A 15,899-nucleotide genomic window follows, 5' to 3' on the forward strand; every position below is an offset into this window, starting at 1 on the left:
TCAAGCAGCCTTCCAGCCATGCCATAGGCCGAAGGCGGAGACCGCGACCAGCAGCGCGCCCGCGACGCGGCCGACGGCGGCCGTCGTGGCCGGATTGGAGACGAGGAATGCCCGGCTGCTGCCCGCCGTCGCCGCCAGCGTGCCGTATACGGCAAACTGCGTGAAAACCGTCATCGCCCCCATGATCAATCCCTGGATCCAGATCGGCCCATAGGCCGGCTTCAGGAATTGCGGATAGACGGCCAGCATGAAGAGATAGGCTTTCGGATTGATCAGGCAGGTGATCGCCCCCTGGCGGAACGCGCGCCATGCCGAGCGGCTGCAGGCAGGTCCCTTGTCGTCGACGATAATCGAACTTCTGACCAGGGTGATGCCGATCCAGGCCATATAAAGCGCACCGGCAATCAGCAGCGGATTGAAGAGAAACGGCATGAAGCGCGCAAGCAGCCCGATGCCGAGCGCGCCGTAGAGCGAATGCACGGCACCGCCGAGCATGATGCCGCCGGTCGCCGCAAGGCCGCGTGCCCGACCGCCAGTCAGCGCATTGGCAAGCACGAAGAGCATGTCCATGCCGGGCACGATGATGATGCCGAAGAGGAGGACGAAATAGAGCCAGAGATTGTCGCTGTAGTTCATGTCAGTTGCCTGTCGAGGTCGCGCGGCGGGATGCGTTGCTTTTCAATTCGATAGGCAAGCTTATACTGCCATCCAACTGACAGCGTATTGTCAGGAGCGTTGAGTGACGGGGGCGCGACACGGGAAAAGACGTCCCCGCTTTTGGAGAAGAGATGCGCAAGGCCTCGCGACTGTTCGAAATCATCCAGATCCTCAGGCTTTCCGACAAGCCGGTGACGGCGGCTGTCACCGCCGAGCGGCTGGAAGTCACGGTGCGCTCCATCTACCGCGATATCGTCGCGCTGCAGGCCATGCGCGTGCCGATCGAGGGCGGGCGCGGCATCGGCTATATCCTGCGGCCCGGCTTCGACATGCCGCCGCTGATGTTTTCGATCGAGGAAGTGGAGGCGATCGTCCTGTCCTTGGCGCTCCTGGAGCGCACCGGCGACAGGGAGCTGAAGGAGGCGGCCGTGCGCGTCGGGGAAAAGATCTCCGGCGCCGTGCCGCCGCCGCTGCGCCAGGCGCTGAACAAGAGGGCGCTCTACGCCTGGGGCACGCCCGCACAACCGCCCGCCGCCGCCGACCTCGCGCTCGTCCGCCGCGCGATCCGCGACGAGGAAAAGCTCGATATCGCCTATCGCGACGACGCAGGCCGCCAGACGAGGCGCACCATCCGGCCGATCGCCCTGATCTACTATTCCGAAAACGCCAACCTCGTCGCCTGGTGCGATCTGCGCCAGGCAATCCGCAATTTCCGCAGCGATCGCATCGAGGCTTGCGCCGCGACGGAAACGTTCTTCAAGGGCGAAGGCGAAGGATTGCGCGGCCTGTGGGTCAGCAGCTGGGCAGCCAATGCGCCCGGTGGCTATGCGCTCGGGTAGGCTTTCAATGGCAATGCGTTCCCGTGTAGAAACAACACTTGGGAAAACGCATTCACGGCCCGATTAAACCTTTATTCATCTTAAAGTGGCTTAATATTGAGATACACGCACGCTTGTGCGCCTAACACCACTGTTTCGAACCAAAGCAGATGAGCCTGAAATTTCCTCAGCAGAGGCGGCATTTTGAAGCGGCGGCGCTGCTGCTTTTGATCGCGGCGATCCTTGCCACCGCATTTGGGTTGACGACGGCGCTCAAATCGCCGGATCCGCTGCCGCGTTATTGGACGAATTCAGACTTTGCCAACTACTGGCTTGCCGCCCGGCTCGTTCTCGAAGAAAAAGCTCTCGACCTTTTCCAAGGCCACTTCACGTATTTCGCTCACATGCAGGAGACCTTCGGTTCCGACTACGGCTGGCGCAGTTGGAGCTATCCGCCGCATTACCTGCTGTTGATCACGCCGCTTGGTTTCCTTAGCTATCTGCCGGCGGCGGTGGTTTTTCCGTCGGTCACCTTCCTGCTCTTCTTGCACGCTCTGTGGACGGCGGGGCGCCAGAGCATAACCTGGCTGACCGCCCTTCTGGTGCTACCGGGGATTCTCTGCAATCTCATTTTGATGCAGAACGGCTTTCTGACCGCCGCGCTGCTGCTCTACGGCCTCGGCCTGCGGGAACGGCGGCCGGTACTTGCCGGCATCGCGATCGGACTTCTCACCATCAAGCCCCAGCTTGGATTTCTCCTGCCTGTCCTTCTCTGCTTTGAACGGCGCTGGCTGGGTGATCGCTTCGGCAGCCGCCACGACGGCGATAGCGGTCGGGCTCTCCGCCTTTCTGTTCGGCCTCGACAGCTGGCTCGGCTATATCGCGAACACCCTGCCTTACCAAGGCTCGGTCATGTTCTACGCGACAGGCGGTTTCCTCTACATGATGCCTTCGCCGTTCGGCTCTCTGCGCAGCCTCGGCATCGAGGCTCACGCCGCCCTTACGGTGCACATGGCGCTGGCCGTGCCGGCGCTCGGACTCTATCTCTGGACTATGGCAAGGCTCCGAACGAATGAATCACGCGCCGCCAGCACACTGTTTGCGATGTTCCTGATCGGACCCTATTCGTTGAGCTACGACTTGCTGACGCTGACCAGCGTCATGGCCTTGCAGGTTCAGTCGATACGGAAGGGGCGCGAAGCCTCGCAGAGCCGGCTTGCCTTGGCGGACTTGACGCTGATAACCGCCGTTGCGGCACTGCCGGCTGTCATTTTCGTTCTCGGGGTTTACGGCCTGCCGATCTCGCCGCTCGTTATCGTGGCTGCGTGGCTGCGCCTTTCAGTTTCGCATCGCGGCGGAAGCACGGTTACCGCCTAGCTACCTGGTCAGGCTCTCCAACATCAACGTCCGGCTCTCCTCGCGACCGAAGCCCGTGACTTGCAGGCGGTCGGGAAAGACGGCGACGAGGGCGTAGGCGTTGGTATCGGCCGTATCGACCATGCCCTTGAAATTCAGGTAATGGGTGCCGCCGGTGAAGCCGTATTTGCCGGCGTGGTCGTGGCCGTTCATGTAGGCTGCAACGTGGTCGTGGCGGGAAAGCAGTTCGACGATCCGCTCGCTATCCCAGCCGCTGTGATTGCCGGGCGGATAGACGGGATAGTGGTTCATGACGATCACCCGCTCGCCTTCGAGCTTCGCCGCATCGAGCCGGCGGGAAAGCCAGGCCAGCTGCTCCTCGCCGATCGCCGCATTCCACGTTTCTCCGTTCGCCGCCCCTTCGGCACGCATGCGGGCGAGCCAATCCTCAGCCTCCCGACGACGCGGATCGCCTGCGGGATAAGCGTGCACGCTGACGGCATTGCCGTTCAGCAGGATGAAGCGGTGACCGGCGTGGACGACGTCGTAGTTAGCGGCGGGCATCCCGAGCCTTGAAACGACCGAGCCGAGGCGTTCGGGCACAACGGCAAAATCGTGATTGCCGAGCAGGATGTGGTGCTGGTGCCTCAGCGTTTCATAGACCGGCAGGATCGCGTCGAAACTCTCCCAGATCCCGTCGATGACGTCCCCGAGCGTCACCACGAAGGCAAGATCGTGGCGGTTGAATTCGGCGATCGCTTCGCCAAGCTTGTCGAGGCTCAAGGCGGGATAGCGGTCGAGCGCCGGGATGGGCTCGATTGCCGCATATTGCGGGTCGGCGACGACGCCGAAGCGAAAAAGGGGAAGAGAGGAAGGTGACGTCATGCCGGCATCCGTAATCGGCGCCTGTGACGGCGGCATGACGGGCGCCACGAAAACACCCGGCGCCTGTTGGCACCGGGTGCAAAAAAGTCTGGAGCATTTCTGCTATTCGCAGAGCCGCGAGATTACTTCGTTGCGGCCTCGTAGCGTTCCAGCACGTAATCCCAGTTGATCAGGCTGTCGACGAAGGCTTCGAGGTACTTCGGGCGGGCGTTGCGATAGTCGATGTAATAGGAGTGTTCCCAGACGTCGACGCCGAGGATCGGGGTTGCGCCGTGCACGAGCGGGTTTTCGCCGTTCGGAGTCTTGGAAATTTCGAGCTTGCCGTTCTTCACCGAAACCCAGGCCCAGCCGGAGCCGAACTGGGTCGCGCCGGCATTGGCAAAGTCTGCCTTGAACTTGTCGTAGCCGCCTAGGTCGGAATTGAAGGCAGTTTCGAGCTTGCCGGGCAGCTTGTTGCCGCCGCCGCCCTTCTTCATCCACTTCCAGAAGTGAACGTGGTTGTAGTGCTGGGCGGCATTGTTGAAGAGGCCGGCATTGGTGCCGAAAGACTTCTTCACGACGTCTTCCAGCGACAGATCGGAAAGGCCCGCTTCGGCAGCCAGCTTGTTGCCGTTGTCGACGTAAGCCTTGTGGTGCTTGTCGTGATGGAATTCGAGCGTTTCGCGCGACATGAAGGGAGCAAGGGCATCGTAATCGTAGGGAAGTGCGGGCAATTCGAAAGCCATGATCGTATCTCCTCGTTGGCAATGGTCGCGCTTAGCGGTTGAGCGGGAACATAGGAGGGGAACCAGTCTTAGGCAACCGCCGAAATACCAAAAATCGGCTGTCCAAAGCAAAATTAGTCTTCAATTTCCGTTATCTATGGGCTCACATAAAAGTGCTTCGAAACCAGCAAGGCAGGTTGTCTCGAACTAGCGACGAACGCGCTATGGTTTTGTCGATCGCGCGCATGCCGCTCTCAACCGCTCCGAAGGACGAAGACGACGCCCAAGCGTGACCGCGCGGCTCAAAGGCCGCGGCCGAAATAGACGTCGACCGCGGCGATCCTGTCGGCCGCGAAGCGCATGAGTTCGACGTTGCGAAAGCTGCCGCCGTCGAGCTTTTCGGCGCGGTAGCCGACAATCACGGTGTCGCCGTCGGCGATCAGATGCTCGATGTGGATCTCCCGGAACACCTTTTCCTTCGGCCAGCAGCGTTCGAAATAGGTGGCGCGGTCGATATGGTCGTCGCGCGGACTGGAAAATGTGAACCCGTCAGTCAGCATCGGGGCGACGAGATCGGGCCGCTGAGCAAGATAGGCGGCAAAGAGACGGCGGACGGTGTCGAGGCGGTGATCGGTCATGTGGGCTCCTTTGTCTTGGGATCAAGGCCACCGATTGCACTTTGCAATCGGTTATGACACATCTGCGTCATCCGAGCAAATCCTCGCCCCATCCCGGCTTGGCATGGGGAACGCCTTGGTCCAGAGTGCGGCCGTCCCAACCCCTTGGAAGAAATAGGCATGCCCGAGGCACAACAGATACTGGAGCGCCTGCGCCGTCTGGCGGCGAAAGACAATCGCCCCGCCGCACCGATCGAAGAGCGCCGCGGCGCATCCGGGCTTTTCACCTTCGTTACCCGCGAGCGCGAGCGCATCGCCGGCTGCGCCTTTTCGCGCCTCTCTATCGTCGCCATCGTCGAGGGCGCCAAGGAGCTGGTTACCATGGGTCGGCATCTGCGCTTTACGGCCGGCACCGTGCTGGCCTTGCCGGCGGGCTGGCGTGGCGACGTCGTCAACGATCCTGATCCGAAGAGCGGCGTCTATCGCGCGATCTTCATGGACTTCCCGGACGAACTGGTAAGCCGCACTGCCAACGCCTTCCCGCCGCGCCTTGACGAAACGCGGCTTGACCTTGGGCTCGATCCGGTGCTGGCGGGAGCGATCCATCACGCCGGCGAAGGCATCGCCACCGGCAATCTGCCGGCAACCCTCATCGAACATCGCGTCATGGAAGTGCTGATGGTGCTGGGGCTGAAGGGAGCCCTGCCCGTCCAGCCGCGGACCACGGCGGATGGCGTGCGCGCGCTCGTCCGCTGGGAGCCGGGCCGCGCCTGGACCGCCGATCTCATCGCCGATGCGCTCGGGACCAGCAACGCGACGCTCAGACGCAGGCTTGCGCGGGAAGGCACGTCGCTTCGGGCAACGCTGGGTGCGGAGCGCGCCAGGCTGGCGGAGACCATGCTTGCCGCCGACGGCCTGACGCTGCGGGAAGCGTCGCTGGCCTCGGGCTATCGCTCCACCCGGCGTTTCGCCGAACGTCTCCGCGAGCATCGCGAGCAAGCCGAGGCCGCATCCGGCACCTGAGCGTTTCAGGCTTCATTTTGAGCGTTTGCGCGCAAACCCGTCTCCGTCGCGCTGATAGTGTGCCCGCCATCGCAAGACGGAGGCGAAATTGATGACCAAAAACAGACGGATTTTCAAAAGCATGGCGGCCTTGGCAGCAACGCTCGCGCTTTGCGCGGAACCGGCCTTGGCGGCCGATATCAAGGTCGCGTTCGCAAAGGGCGAACCGGGCGGGCGGCTGCCGGCGGCGAATGCTTCCTGCATGGTGACGGCGGCGGCCCGCGACGCCCCTGCCCCGAACCTCAGCCCGGCAATCACCTGGTCGAAGGGCCCGAAGGGCACCCGTTCCTATGCGCTGACCATGGTCGATCCTGATGTGCCGACCGATCTGTCGCTCATCGACAGGGAAGGCACCACCATCGGCGACGACCAGCCGCGCATGGAATTCGTCCATTGGATTCTGGCGGACGTTCCGGCCGGCCTCACCGCGCTTGCCGAGGGCGCGGATGGCGATGGTCTGCCGAAGGGCGGCCTTGCGCTTGACATCACCGACCATGGCCGACGCGGGCAGAACGGCTTTGCCGCCTTCTTGAAGGACGGCCCCCATGGCGGCTATAGAGGGGCCTGCCCGCCCTGGAACGACCTGCGCCCGCATCGCTACCGCGTGACCGTCTCTGCCCTCGACGTCGAAAGACTGGATCTGCCGGAGACCTTCACGCGCGCCGATTTCACCGCCGCCGCCAAGGGGCATGTTCTGGCCGAGGGAACCACGGAATTGACCTACACGACCAACGAGAAGACCGGACAATGACCGACACGAAATGGGACGCAGCAGCGACCGAGCCCGAAACCGCCTACTGGATGCGCAATCTGCTCGTCTGCCTCGGCGGCTCGTTTACCACCATCGTGGCGATGACGCTGCTGCTTCCCTTCCTGCCGCTCTACATCGAGGAACTCGGCTTGAGCGACAGGGCCGCAATCGTCCAATGGTCGGGCATCGCCTATGGCGCCACCTTCTTCGCCGCCGCACTGGTCGCCCCGCTCTGGGGGCGCATCGGCGATATCTATGGCCGCAAGCTGATGCTGGTTCGCGCCAGCCTCGGCATGGCGATCGTGATTTCGCTGATGGGCATGGCCGGCAGCGTCTGGCAACTCGTGGCGCTGCGCCTGCTGACCGGGCTTGCCGGCGGCTATTCCTCCGGCTCCATGGTGCTCGTCGCCACCCAGACGCCGAAGGCCCGCTCGGCCTGGGCGCTCGGCACGCTGTCGGCCGGCATCATGGCGGGCAATCTGGTCGGGCCGCTGATCGGCGGCGCACTGCCGCCGATCGTCGGCATCCGCAATACCTTCCTGCTTGCCGGCGGCTTCATTTTCATCGCATTTCTCGCGACCACGTTCCTGATCAAGGAAGAAAAGTCGCCGGCGCGCAGCAAAGCGGCAAAGGCCGGCGGCGGCTGGAAGTCGATCCCCGACACGCGTCCGGTGGTGGCGATGCTGATCACCGGCATGCTGTTGATGCTCGCCAACATGTCGATCGAGCCGATCATCACCGTCTATGTAGCGCAGCTCACCGACAACCAGGCGCAGGTGACGATGATTTCCGGCATCGTGATGTCGGTGACCGCGCTCGGCGCGGTGCTGTCGGCCTCGCGGCTCGGCAAGCTCGCCGACCGCATCGGCCACTGGCGGGTGATCATGACGGCCATGGCGGTCGCCGCCGTGCTCCTCATTCCGCAGGCCTTCGTCACCGCACCTTGGCAGCTGATCGCACTGCGCTTTCTGATGGGTTTGGCGCTCGGCGGCCTCCTGCCCTGCATCACGGCCGTCATCCGCCACAACGTCCCGGATGCCGCAGCCGGCGGCATCCTCGGCCTTTCGATCTCGTCGCAATATGTCGGGCAGGTCGCAGGCCCCGTCATCGGCGGCTTCGTCGGGGGCCATATCGGCATGCGAGCCGTCTTCCTCGGCACCGCCGTGCTGCTGGCTGCAGGCGCCGCGTTCTGCTGGGCGTCGCGACCGAAGCAGGAGGCGCCCTGAACCCAGGTTTGCGACGAGACATGCAACCGTGTATGCTAAGCCATACAAGTGGAGCCATACGCATGACCTTGAGCATTCGAAACGACGAAGCCGATGCCCTGGCTCGGAAGCTGGCCGAGATGAGCGGCAACACCAAGACGGATGCCGTTATCATCGCCCTTCGCGAGGCGATCCAAAGGCGCATCCGCCAGGAAGCGCCAAGGGAGACCGCGCGGCGCATTCTGGAAAAGCGCGGCCTCGTCTTCCAGCGCAACCGAAAGGCCGTTCCGCCGGACGCCTATCATGATCTGGACCATGATCTGACCGGTGGCGAATAATGTTCGTCGACGCATGCGCGATCGTGTCGATGATGGCGGGAGAAGAGACCGCCGATGCTTACGAAGCGGCCCTCATTCAAGCCGAGGCTCCCTTCACCTCGTCACTGGCCGCCTGGGAAGCCATCATCGTCCTGTCCCGACCGGATCAACTCAACTGCAAATACAGCGATGCGGAGGGCGCCGTCGTCGAATGGCTCGAAGCGCGGCAGATTGCATTGCAGGAACCGCAGTCGCCCCGCGAGGTGCTGGCCAACGCAGTGGCGGTTGCCGAAAGACACGGTATCGGCCGCCGATACCTCAGCAATTTTGACTGCTTTCACTATGCGCACGCCAAGGTTCTGGGCCAACCATTGTTAACGTTGGATCAGCAGCTACGCGGCACGGACTTGAAGACGCTGCCATAGCGCGTCGTAAAAACGCACCCCCGCTTCATCACCCTACATCAACAGATAGTCGCGCGGTGCCGGAAGCTCGGGAAGATCGGTCTCTCCGAGCGCCTCGCGCAGATTGATCTCGACGCTGTCGGCCAGCGCCTTGATAGGCACGGCGTTCGATTGGTTGCCGAACGGCACTTCCAGCTCGTCACCCAGAGCGTCGAGGCCGAAGAAGGCGTAGGCGACGAGGGCGGCGGCCAGCGGCGTCAGCCAGCCCATGGCGTTGGCCAAGGCAAAGGGCAGCAACAGGCAGAAAAGGTAGGCCGTGCGATGCAGGAGCAGCGTGTAGCCGAAGGGCACGGGCGTGGAGCGGATGCGCTCACAGGCCGCCTGCGCCGCCGCGAGATCGCCAATGCTGCGGTCGAGCAGGCTGAAGGGAATATCGGCAAGCACGCCTCTTTCGCGAAGACCCACGATTTCGCGTTCGATCGCGGTCAGTAGACGGTCCGGCCCGTTGCGGCTGGTGCGATAGTGCTCGACCAGCTCGGCCGGCATGAAGGCCTCCGCCGCGTCGCGGCTTTCGCCGGGGCGCAGATGCGGCACCAGCGCGTGAGTGAAGGCGATGACCAGCCGCACCAGCCGCCGCCGCTCCGCCTCACCGTTCTCGCTGTTGCCGTGCTCGACGACCAGGAGCTGGCGCGCAACCTGGCGGGTCGTAAATATGACCTGCCCCCATTGCTTGCGCGCCTCCCACCAGCGGTCGTAGCAGGCGTTGTTGCGGAAGCCGAGGAAGATGGAAAGCGCGATGCCGATCAGGGCGAACGGCGCGTTGCTGAAATCCGGCAGCAGCCCCGGCCGAAACGCGTGGAGGGCGACCACCAGCGCCGACAGCGCGCCGATTGCCAGGATCTGCGGAAATACCCGCTGGATGATGGAGCCGCGCAGGATGAAGAAAAGCTCGAAGATACCGGGCCGCGGACGGATGATCATGGAATGGCTCTAGCAGAGCGATCGTCCCGACAAAAGCGCGTTTTCCGCGCCGATCGCGTTCAGCCGCGACCGGCCGACCCTTGAGCGCGGCGGGGTCGCTTGGGCGGCATGCATGCCGCGCACCACCTCGGTGGTGCGCGGATTTTGGTCATCGCTTTCCTCTCAGGCCAGCATCCGCACATTCGGCTCGCGAGCCCAGAAGCGCTTGGCGGCGGCTTTCAGGAAGGCATCGTCGAGCCCCGTGGTGCCGTCGTCCGGCGCGATCCCTGCCCTGTCGATCAGCGGTTTGGCCGCCGGGTTGGAGCCTATCGCTTTCAGATGGCCGTAGGCGTCCATCACCCACTGGATCGCCGCGCCCTCCTTGGCGAGCGTGGCGGCACCCTCGTCGGAAAGCAGGACGGCGACGGCGTCGAAGAGTTGCGAGGGCGAGCCCAGCAACTGTCCGTCCGCCTGCGTCGTCTTGCCGTCGGAGAGTTTTACGCCGCCGACTTTCGGCGCGACGACGAAGCTTGCGGCCCCCGCGCCCTCGATCGCCTTGCGCAGCGCTGCGAGCGCTGAAGCGTCGCTACCGTCGGCGATCAGGATGCCGATCTTGCGTCCGTCCAGCGTCTCTTTCATGTTCTTGTGAATCGAAAGCGCCGGCGAAGGCTCCATGTCGATCGGCGCACGCGCCGCCGGCGATTTTTGCGGCAGCTGGATACCGAGCCCGTTTGCGACGCGGCTCGCAAGATCGCCATCGACGTTGATCAGGTTGGCGACCATGCGCGGCGGCACCTGTTTCAGCCCCACCTTGGAAAGCTCGAAGACGAAGGACGAGGCGATGTGCGCCTGCTCTTCCGGTGTCTGCGATTTCCAGAACAGACGCGCGTGGCTGTAGTGATCGGCAAAGAGTTCGGCGCGCACCCGCAGCTTTTCCCCTTGCTCCTCGTTCTCCAGCCGACCTTCGGCGGTCGTGAAACCTGTGACCGGGCATTCGCGCGGCCCGCCCTCCTCGCCGTGCGCGGCAAGACTGTTGGGCTCGTAGTTCGCCCGGCCGGTCGGCACATTCATCTGCATCTGTCCGTCGCGCTGGAAATTCATGACCGGACATTTCGCGGCGTTGATGGGAATCTGATGAAAATTCGCCGTTCCCAGCCGCGATTTCTGCGTGTCGAGATAGCTGAAGAGGCGCCCCTGCAGCAGCGGATCGTTGGTGAAGTCGACGCCGGGCACGATGTTTGCCGGACAGTAGGCCACCTGCTCGGTCTCGGCGAAGAAATTGTCCGGGTTACGGTCGAGTACCAAGCGGCCGACCTTTCGGACGGGAATAACCTCCTCCGGGATAAGCTTGGTGGGATCGAGCACGTCATAGGGCAGCCCATCGGCAAAGGCTTGGTCGAAGATTTGCAGGCCGAGTTCCCATTCCGGGAAGTTGCCGCTCTCGATCGCCTCCCAGAGGTCGCGCCGATGATAATCGTTGTCGGCTGCCTGCAGCTTCAGCGCCTCGTCCCAGACGGTGGATTGCAGTCCGAGCTTCGGCTTCCAGTGGAATTTGACGAAGCTGGATTTTCCCTCGGCGTTGACGAGCCTGAACGTATGGATGCCGAAACCCTCTATCATGCGCAGCGAACGCGGGATGGTACGGTCAGACATCGCCCACATCAGCATGTGGGTCGTCTCCGGCATCAGCGATGCCCAGTCCCAGAATGTGTCGTGGGCGCTGCCGGCCTGGGGGAAGGCGCGGTCGGCCTCCATTTTCACCGCATGCACGAGATCGGGAAACTTGATGGCGTCCTGGATGAAGAACACCGGGATGTTGTTGCCGACGAGATCCCAGTTGCCTTCCTTGGTATAGAACTTCACGGCAAAGCCGCGCACGTCGCGCGGGGTGTCGACCGAGCCGGCGCCGCCGGCGACGGTGGAGAAGCGCACGAAGACCGGCGTCTTCTCTTTGGCACGCTGGAAAAGGTCGGCGCGCGTGATGTCGGAGAGAGACTCGTAGAGCTCGAAATAGCCATGCGCGGCCGATCCTCGGGCATGGACGATGCGCTCGGGAATGCGCTCGTGGTCGAAATGAAAGATCTTCTCGCGCAGTACGAAATCTTCGAGAAGCGTCGGCCCGCGCGTGCCTGACTTCAAGCTGTTCTGGTTGTCTGAAACACGGATGCCCTGATTGGTCGTCAGATGCGCGGTATCGCCGTGGGTGTGCGAACCGTCTTCCGGCACGCGCTGGTGCGTTTCACCGCCGCTGCCCCGATCGGTGTCAAATGGGGTGTCGTTAGACATGCGTCCCTCCCTTTTTGCTTTTCGCTTACGGGATGAAACGACAGCTTCGGCCTATGGTTCCGTAGTCCTCGGAAAGGATATCGAGGCACCGATGCCGGTGCCTCGCCACGGTGCGGCTATGGGCGGGAGCCGGAGCGCGCCCAATCCATGTAGAGTTCCAGCGCCCCGCGGGCGACCGGGCCTTCCTGGAAGTCGCGGCCATCGAGATGGGCGATGCTCACCACCTTCGAATAATTGCCGGTGGTGAAGATTTCGTCGGCGCCCATGAAGTCCGCGACCGTCAACGTCGCCTCGCGCACGTCGTGGCCGCCATCGCGGAGTAGGCCGATGATGCGCGAGCGCGTCAGACCGGCAAGGAAGGTGCGGTTGGCAACCGGCGTGAAGACGACGCCGTCCTTGACCATGAAGACGTTCGAGGTGGCGGTTTCGGCAACATTGCCGTTCATGTCGAGGGCAAGCGCGTTGTCGAAGCCGCGTGAGCGCGCCTCGACGATCATGCGGCCGTTGTTCGGGTAGAGGCAGCCGGCCTTGGCCTCGGTCATGGCGCTTTCCGGCGTCGGGCGGCGGAAGGGCGAGACCGTCAGCCGCGAGCCGCCGTGGCTGCCCATCGGCGCTTCGAAGAGGCAGAGCGCGAAGCGCGTGCTTTCCGGATCGACGGAGACGACGCTTGCCGGCCCGCCATGCTCGCCCCAGTACATCGGCTTGATGTAGATCGGCGTCTTGCCGTCGAACTTTTTCACGCCCTCGAGCGCCAGGCCTGCAATTTCCTCGGCCGTCTTTGTCGGCTTCAGGCCCATGGCGAGCGCCGAGCGGTTGACGCGCTGGCTGTGAAGGTCGAGATCGGGCGAAAGGCCGTCGAACCAGCGAGCGCCATCGAAGACGGTGGAGCCGAGCCACATGGCATGCGAGGTCGGACCGATCAGCGGCGGGTTGCCGGAAAGCCATTCTCCATCGACAAAGGTCCAGGTGGTCGAGCGCGGGTTTGTATCGACAGCCATCGCCGTCTCCTTTCAATATTCATGCGTCGCTTTCCCATAGCCGGGAAAAGCAGAATTGGGATGAATGCTTACATCAAAAAATGTCATGCGGCTCCATCCTGGATAGACGTGCAATGTCGCGCTAGCGTCAACATTCAACCCTGCGACAGGACGAGTATCGATGGGCGATGCCAATGACCGGGATCAAAAGCCGGTGCGGCTGCTTGAGCCGGACGACGTCGAAGCATTCAAGGCGATCCGTCTGGAAGCGCTCAATGCCGAACCCGCCGCCTTCGCCAGCACCGCGGCGGATTGGGAAAGCATGACCGACAACGACTGGCGCCGGTTCCTGATCGACAATGCCGTATTCGTGGCGTTCCGAGCCGGCAAGCCGGTCGGCATCATGGGACTGATGCGTCAACGCGCCAGCAAGGCGGCGCATCGAGGCACACTGATCATGGTCTATCTGCGGGCAAGCGAACGCGCTGCCGGCCTCGCGGACGCGCTGCTGGCCGCCGTCGTGGCCCACGCCCGCGCGGCTGGCATCCGCCAACTGGAGCTTGATGCAAGCGCTGACAATCCGGCGGCCATCCGATTTTACGCGCGCCACGGCTTTGTCGAGATCGGGCGTATTCCCGCTGGTCTTCTCTATGAGGGCCGCGAGATCGACGAAATCATGATGGCGCGCCGGATCGCCCACCCTGAGGCAGAGACGTAGCGGCGAGCGCATGCGATAGTCGGAACAATTAAGGACAGAGGCCCAGACTATGAAAGCCATGATTTACGACGCCTTCGAGAAGGCTCCTGACATCCGCACCCTGCCCGATCCGACGCCCGGCGAAGACGCCGTCGTCATCGCCGTCGGCGCGACCGGCCTTTGCCGAAGCGACTGGCACGGCTGGATGGGCCATGACAGCGACATCCACCTGCCGCATGTGCCGGGTCACGAGCTCGCGGGCAAGGTCGTGGCCAAGGGCCGCGGCGTCATGCGCTTCAAGGTCGGCGACCGCGTCACCGTGCCGTTCGTCTCGGGCTGCGGGCACTGCGGCGAATGCCATTCCGGCAACCAACAGGTTTGCCCCAACCAGTTTCAGCCCGGCTTTACCCATTGGGGATCCTTCGCCGAGTATGTCGCGATCGACTATGCCGATACCAATCTCGTGCACCTGCCTGACAGCATCGACGATGCGACGGCGGCAAGCCTCGGCTGCCGCTTCGCCACCTCCTTTCGCGCCGTCGTCGACCAGGCGCGCACCCGCCCGGGCGAATGGATCGCGGTCCATGGCTCAGGCGGCGTCGGCCTCTCCGCGATCATGATCGCCGCCGCCCTCGGCGCCAATCCGATCGCCATCGACATCTCCGAGGAGAAGCTCGCCTTCGCGCGCGAGTGCGGCGCGGTCGCAACCGTCAACGCCTCTGCCGTCGCCGACGTCACGGAGGCGGTGCGCGAGATCAGCAAGGGCGGCGCGCACGTCTCGATCGACGCGCTCGGCCACCCCACGACCTGCTTCAACTCCATCAAGAACCTGCGCCGGCGCGGCCGCCACGTGCAGGTCGGCCTGATGGTCGACGACTACGCCACGCCGCAGATCCCGATGGCGCAGGTGATCGGCCACGAACTCGAAATCTACGGCAGCCACGGCATGCAGGCCTGGCGCTACGATGCCATGCTCGCCATGCTGTCGGCCGGCAAGATCGCCCCGCAAAAACTCATCGGCCGCCGCATCAGCCTTGAAGAGGCTGTCCCCGCACTGATGACGCTCGATAGGGCCGAAGGCACCGGGATAAGCGTCATCACCCGCTTTTGACCAGCCCGGAGCAGCACTCATGGGGTGGAGGAAAGCGTTTGGCGACCTATCTCGGAACAGCAGACAGGAGAGAACGCCGAAACCTGGCGTTCAAACAAAAGGAGCACTCCAATGGAAAAGAATAGGATTTGCCTCTGGTACGAGAAGGATGCCGAGGCTGCTGCCCGTTTCTACGCCGATACTTTTCCTGACAGCGCCGTGGGTGCCGTGGTGCGTGCGCCGGGCGACTATCCCGCCGGCAAGCAAGGCGACGTGCTGGTCGTCGAATTTACCGTCGTGGGTGTTCCCTGCATGGGCCTCAACGGCGGCTCCATGTTCAAGCACAGCGAAGCCTTCTCGTTCCAGATCGCCACCGACGATCAGTCCGAGACCGACCGCTACTGGAACGCGATCGTCAACAACGGCGGCCAGGAGAGCGAGTGCGGATGGTGCAAGGACAAGTGGGGCATATCCTGGCAAATCACGCCGCGCACGCTGACCGAGGCGATGGCTGCCGGAGGCGCCGAGGCCAAGCGCGCGTTTGCTGCCATGATGGAAATGAGGAAGATCGACGTCGCCGCGATCGATGCGGCGCGGCGCGGGTGACGCTCCCCCAGTTTGATGGCGAAATTGCCGGATCAACTGTCGAATTGTGGTCCGGCCGTTCGTCTAGATGGTGAAGGCAGGGCAACCGGCCCAGCCGACCATCGTTACAGGAGACGTCATGACGCAGTACCTGGTTGCCATTCACCACCCTGATGACTACGACCCGTCCGTCGCGGAGGACGCGGCGATGGAGCGCGACATCGACATGCTCAACGAGGAGATGATTGCTGCCGGCGTCAGGGTTTTCGTCGGCGGCCTCTGCACTGTAGAGGGCGCGAAGTCGCTGCGGGCTGAGGGGAATGGTCAGGTGAGCATCACCGACGGGCCATACCTTGAGACCAAGGAGCATATCGGTGGTTTTTGGGTGCTGGAAGCCGCCGATATGGACGAGGCGCTTGCGTGGGGGCGCAAAGCCGCCGTCGCCTGCCGGGCGCCGGTCGAGGTGCGCCCGTTTCACTAGCAATTCAGGAGAAGTGCGACGCGGCTTTCCGTGCGGAATTGTGTGAA

The 15,899-nt window shown here is 63.3% G+C and carries 19 protein-coding genes and 1 pseudogene; 12 read left to right on the plus strand and 8 right to left on the minus strand.

Features of this window, described 5'->3' with window-relative positions; genetic code table 11:
• Positions 1-636, minus strand: coding sequence for a LysE family translocator (locus AB4048_RS15100; protein ID WP_442202785.1), 636 nt, complete (start codon positions 634-636; stop codon positions 1-3).
• A 152-nt stretch (positions 637-788) separates the two neighbouring features.
• Between AB4048_RS15100 and AB4048_RS15105 the strand changes: the two genes are divergently transcribed.
• On the plus strand, positions 789-1,496 hold the full coding sequence (locus AB4048_RS15105) for a helix-turn-helix transcriptional regulator (RefSeq protein ID WP_442202786.1): 708 nt from the start codon (positions 789-791) through the stop codon (positions 1,494-1,496).
• 383 nt (positions 1,497-1,879) lie between these two features.
• Positions 1,880-2,182: pseudogene (locus AB4048_RS15110) on the plus strand (glycosyltransferase 87 family protein); the annotation flags it as partial.
• Here the strand turns inward: AB4048_RS15110 and AB4048_RS15115 are convergent.
• A complete protein-coding gene (locus tag AB4048_RS15115; RefSeq protein ID WP_442202923.1) occupies positions 2,081-2,293 on the minus strand; it encodes a hypothetical protein in 213 nt (70 codons plus the stop codon). The pseudogene AB4048_RS15110 and the gene AB4048_RS15115 sit on opposite strands and share 102 nt — an antisense overlap.
• Here AB4048_RS15115 and AB4048_RS15120 point away from each other — a divergent pair.
• The gene (locus AB4048_RS15120) at positions 2,271-2,852 is read left to right on the plus strand and encodes a glycosyltransferase 87 family protein (RefSeq protein WP_442202787.1); all 582 of its coding nucleotides are present in this window, start codon (positions 2,271-2,273) and stop codon (positions 2,850-2,852) included. The genes AB4048_RS15115 and AB4048_RS15120 overlap by 23 nt on opposite strands.
• Here the strand turns inward: AB4048_RS15120 and AB4048_RS15125 are convergent, their stop codons facing one another.
• From AB4048_RS15125 to AB4048_RS15135, 3 genes are all read right to left on the minus strand, one after another.
• A complete protein-coding gene (locus tag AB4048_RS15125; protein WP_442202788.1) occupies positions 2,853-3,716 on the minus strand; it encodes a metallophosphoesterase in 864 nt (287 codons plus the stop codon).
• A 122-nt stretch (positions 3,717-3,838) separates the two neighbouring features.
• Positions 3,839-4,441 (minus strand): superoxide dismutase, encoded by a 603-nt coding sequence (locus AB4048_RS15130; RefSeq protein WP_442202789.1) that lies wholly within the window; start codon positions 4,439-4,441, stop codon positions 3,839-3,841.
• Positions 4,442-4,722: 281 nt separating this feature from the next.
• Positions 4,723-5,058, minus strand: coding sequence for a nuclear transport factor 2 family protein (locus AB4048_RS15135; protein ID WP_442202790.1), 336 nt, complete (start codon positions 5,056-5,058; stop codon positions 4,723-4,725).
• 159 nt (positions 5,059-5,217) lie between these two features.
• Here AB4048_RS15135 and AB4048_RS15140 point away from each other — a divergent pair, with 159 nt between their 5' ends.
• From AB4048_RS15140 to AB4048_RS15160, 5 genes are all read left to right on the plus strand, one after another.
• Positions 5,218-6,060, plus strand: coding sequence for an AraC family transcriptional regulator (locus tag AB4048_RS15140; protein WP_442202791.1), 843 nt, complete (start codon positions 5,218-5,220; stop codon positions 6,058-6,060).
• Between the two features lie 91 nt (positions 6,061-6,151).
• Positions 6,152-6,850 (plus strand): YbhB/YbcL family Raf kinase inhibitor-like protein, encoded by a 699-nt coding sequence (locus AB4048_RS15145; RefSeq protein WP_442202792.1) that lies wholly within the window; start codon positions 6,152-6,154, stop codon positions 6,848-6,850.
• A complete protein-coding gene (locus AB4048_RS15150) occupies positions 6,847-8,076 on the plus strand; it encodes a multidrug efflux MFS transporter (RefSeq protein WP_442202793.1) in 1,230 nt (409 codons plus the stop codon). The genes AB4048_RS15145 and AB4048_RS15150 overlap by 4 nt, the downstream gene beginning before the upstream one ends.
• A 62-nt stretch (positions 8,077-8,138) precedes the next feature.
• Positions 8,139-8,393 (plus strand): type II toxin-antitoxin system VapB family antitoxin, encoded by a 255-nt coding sequence (locus AB4048_RS15155; protein WP_442202794.1) that lies wholly within the window; start codon positions 8,139-8,141, stop codon positions 8,391-8,393.
• The gene (locus AB4048_RS15160) at positions 8,393-8,797 is read left to right on the plus strand and encodes a type II toxin-antitoxin system VapC family toxin (RefSeq protein WP_442202795.1); all 405 of its coding nucleotides are present in this window, start codon (positions 8,393-8,395) and stop codon (positions 8,795-8,797) included. The genes AB4048_RS15155 and AB4048_RS15160 overlap by 1 nt, the downstream gene beginning before the upstream one ends.
• Positions 8,798-8,830: 33 nt before the next feature.
• On the opposite strand, the gene AB4048_RS15165 is transcribed toward AB4048_RS15160, so the two are convergent.
• The 3 genes from AB4048_RS15165 to AB4048_RS15175 form a co-directional block, all read right to left on the minus strand.
• A complete protein-coding gene (locus AB4048_RS15165) occupies positions 8,831-9,757 on the minus strand; it encodes a bestrophin family protein (RefSeq protein WP_442202796.1) in 927 nt (308 codons plus the stop codon).
• 162 nt (positions 9,758-9,919) lie between these two features.
• Entirely contained in the window at positions 9,920-12,022 is a 2,103-nt protein-coding gene (locus AB4048_RS15170; protein ID WP_442202797.1) for a catalase, read from the minus strand.
• A 116-nt stretch (positions 12,023-12,138) separates the two neighbouring features.
• On the minus strand, positions 12,139-13,020 hold the full coding sequence (locus AB4048_RS15175) for a branched-chain amino acid aminotransferase (protein ID WP_442202798.1): 882 nt from the start codon (positions 13,018-13,020) through the stop codon (positions 12,139-12,141).
• Between the two features lie 160 nt (positions 13,021-13,180).
• Here AB4048_RS15175 and AB4048_RS15180 point away from each other — a divergent pair, with 160 nt between their 5' ends.
• The 4 genes from AB4048_RS15180 (at position 13,181) to AB4048_RS15195 (ending at position 15,852) form a co-directional block, all read left to right on the plus strand.
• Positions 13,181-13,717 (plus strand): GNAT family N-acetyltransferase, encoded by a 537-nt coding sequence (locus AB4048_RS15180; RefSeq protein ID WP_442202799.1) that lies wholly within the window; start codon positions 13,181-13,183, stop codon positions 13,715-13,717.
• 49 nt (positions 13,718-13,766) lie between these two features.
• Positions 13,767-14,807 (plus strand): zinc-dependent alcohol dehydrogenase family protein, encoded by a 1,041-nt coding sequence (locus AB4048_RS15185; protein WP_442202800.1) that lies wholly within the window; start codon positions 13,767-13,769, stop codon positions 14,805-14,807.
• Between the two features lie 111 nt (positions 14,808-14,918).
• A complete protein-coding gene (locus AB4048_RS15190) occupies positions 14,919-15,392 on the plus strand; it encodes a VOC family protein (protein ID WP_442202801.1) in 474 nt (157 codons plus the stop codon).
• A 118-nt stretch (positions 15,393-15,510) separates the two neighbouring features.
• The gene (locus AB4048_RS15195) at positions 15,511-15,852 is read left to right on the plus strand and encodes a YciI family protein (RefSeq protein WP_442202802.1); all 342 of its coding nucleotides are present in this window, start codon (positions 15,511-15,513) and stop codon (positions 15,850-15,852) included.
• The last annotated feature ends 47 nt before the right edge of the window (positions 15,853-15,899 follow it).

This window comes from Rhizobium sp. RAF56, from assembly GCF_052113965.1.
Taxonomy (GTDB): domain Bacteria; phylum Pseudomonadota; class Alphaproteobacteria; order Rhizobiales; family Rhizobiaceae; genus Rhizobium.

What these genes read in the sequence shown, in the direction of transcription:
- AB4048_RS15100 (WP_442202785.1), bottom strand. Translation starts at nt 636, where the DNA reads ATGAACTACAGCGACAATCTCTGGCTCTATTTCGTCCTCCTCTTCGGC.
- AB4048_RS15105 (WP_442202786.1), top strand. Translation starts at nt 789, where the DNA reads ATGCGCAAGGCCTCGCGACTGTTCGAAATCATCCAGATCCTCAGGCTT.
- AB4048_RS15125 (WP_442202788.1), bottom strand. Translation starts at nt 3,716, where the DNA reads ATGACGTCACCTTCCTCTCTTCCCCTTTTTCGCTTCGGCGTCGTCGCC.
- AB4048_RS15130 (WP_442202789.1), bottom strand. Translation starts at nt 4,441, where the DNA reads ATGGCTTTCGAATTGCCCGCACTTCCCTACGATTACGATGCCCTTGCT.
- AB4048_RS15135 (WP_442202790.1), bottom strand. Translation starts at nt 5,058, where the DNA reads ATGACCGATCACCGCCTCGACACCGTCCGCCGTCTCTTTGCCGCCTAT.
- AB4048_RS15140 (WP_442202791.1), top strand. Translation starts at nt 5,218, where the DNA reads ATGCCCGAGGCACAACAGATACTGGAGCGCCTGCGCCGTCTGGCGGCG.
- AB4048_RS15145 (WP_442202792.1), top strand. Translation starts at nt 6,152, where the DNA reads ATGACCAAAAACAGACGGATTTTCAAAAGCATGGCGGCCTTGGCAGCA.
- AB4048_RS15150 (WP_442202793.1), top strand. Translation starts at nt 6,847, where the DNA reads ATGACCGACACGAAATGGGACGCAGCAGCGACCGAGCCCGAAACCGCC.
- AB4048_RS15155 (WP_442202794.1), top strand. Translation starts at nt 8,139, where the DNA reads ATGACCTTGAGCATTCGAAACGACGAAGCCGATGCCCTGGCTCGGAAG.
- AB4048_RS15160 (WP_442202795.1), top strand. Translation starts at nt 8,393, where the DNA reads ATGTTCGTCGACGCATGCGCGATCGTGTCGATGATGGCGGGAGAAGAG.
- AB4048_RS15165 (WP_442202796.1), bottom strand. Translation starts at nt 9,757, where the DNA reads ATGATCATCCGTCCGCGGCCCGGTATCTTCGAGCTTTTCTTCATCCTG.
- AB4048_RS15170 (WP_442202797.1), bottom strand. Translation starts at nt 12,022, where the DNA reads ATGTCTAACGACACCCCATTTGACACCGATCGGGGCAGCGGCGGTGAA.
- AB4048_RS15175 (WP_442202798.1), bottom strand. Translation starts at nt 13,020, where the DNA reads ATGGCTGTCGATACAAACCCGCGCTCGACCACCTGGACCTTTGTCGAT.
- AB4048_RS15180 (WP_442202799.1), top strand. Translation starts at nt 13,181, where the DNA reads ATGGGCGATGCCAATGACCGGGATCAAAAGCCGGTGCGGCTGCTTGAG.
- AB4048_RS15185 (WP_442202800.1), top strand. Translation starts at nt 13,767, where the DNA reads ATGAAAGCCATGATTTACGACGCCTTCGAGAAGGCTCCTGACATCCGC.
- AB4048_RS15190 (WP_442202801.1), top strand. Translation starts at nt 14,919, where the DNA reads ATGGAAAAGAATAGGATTTGCCTCTGGTACGAGAAGGATGCCGAGGCT.
- AB4048_RS15195 (WP_442202802.1), top strand. Translation starts at nt 15,511, where the DNA reads ATGACGCAGTACCTGGTTGCCATTCACCACCCTGATGACTACGACCCG.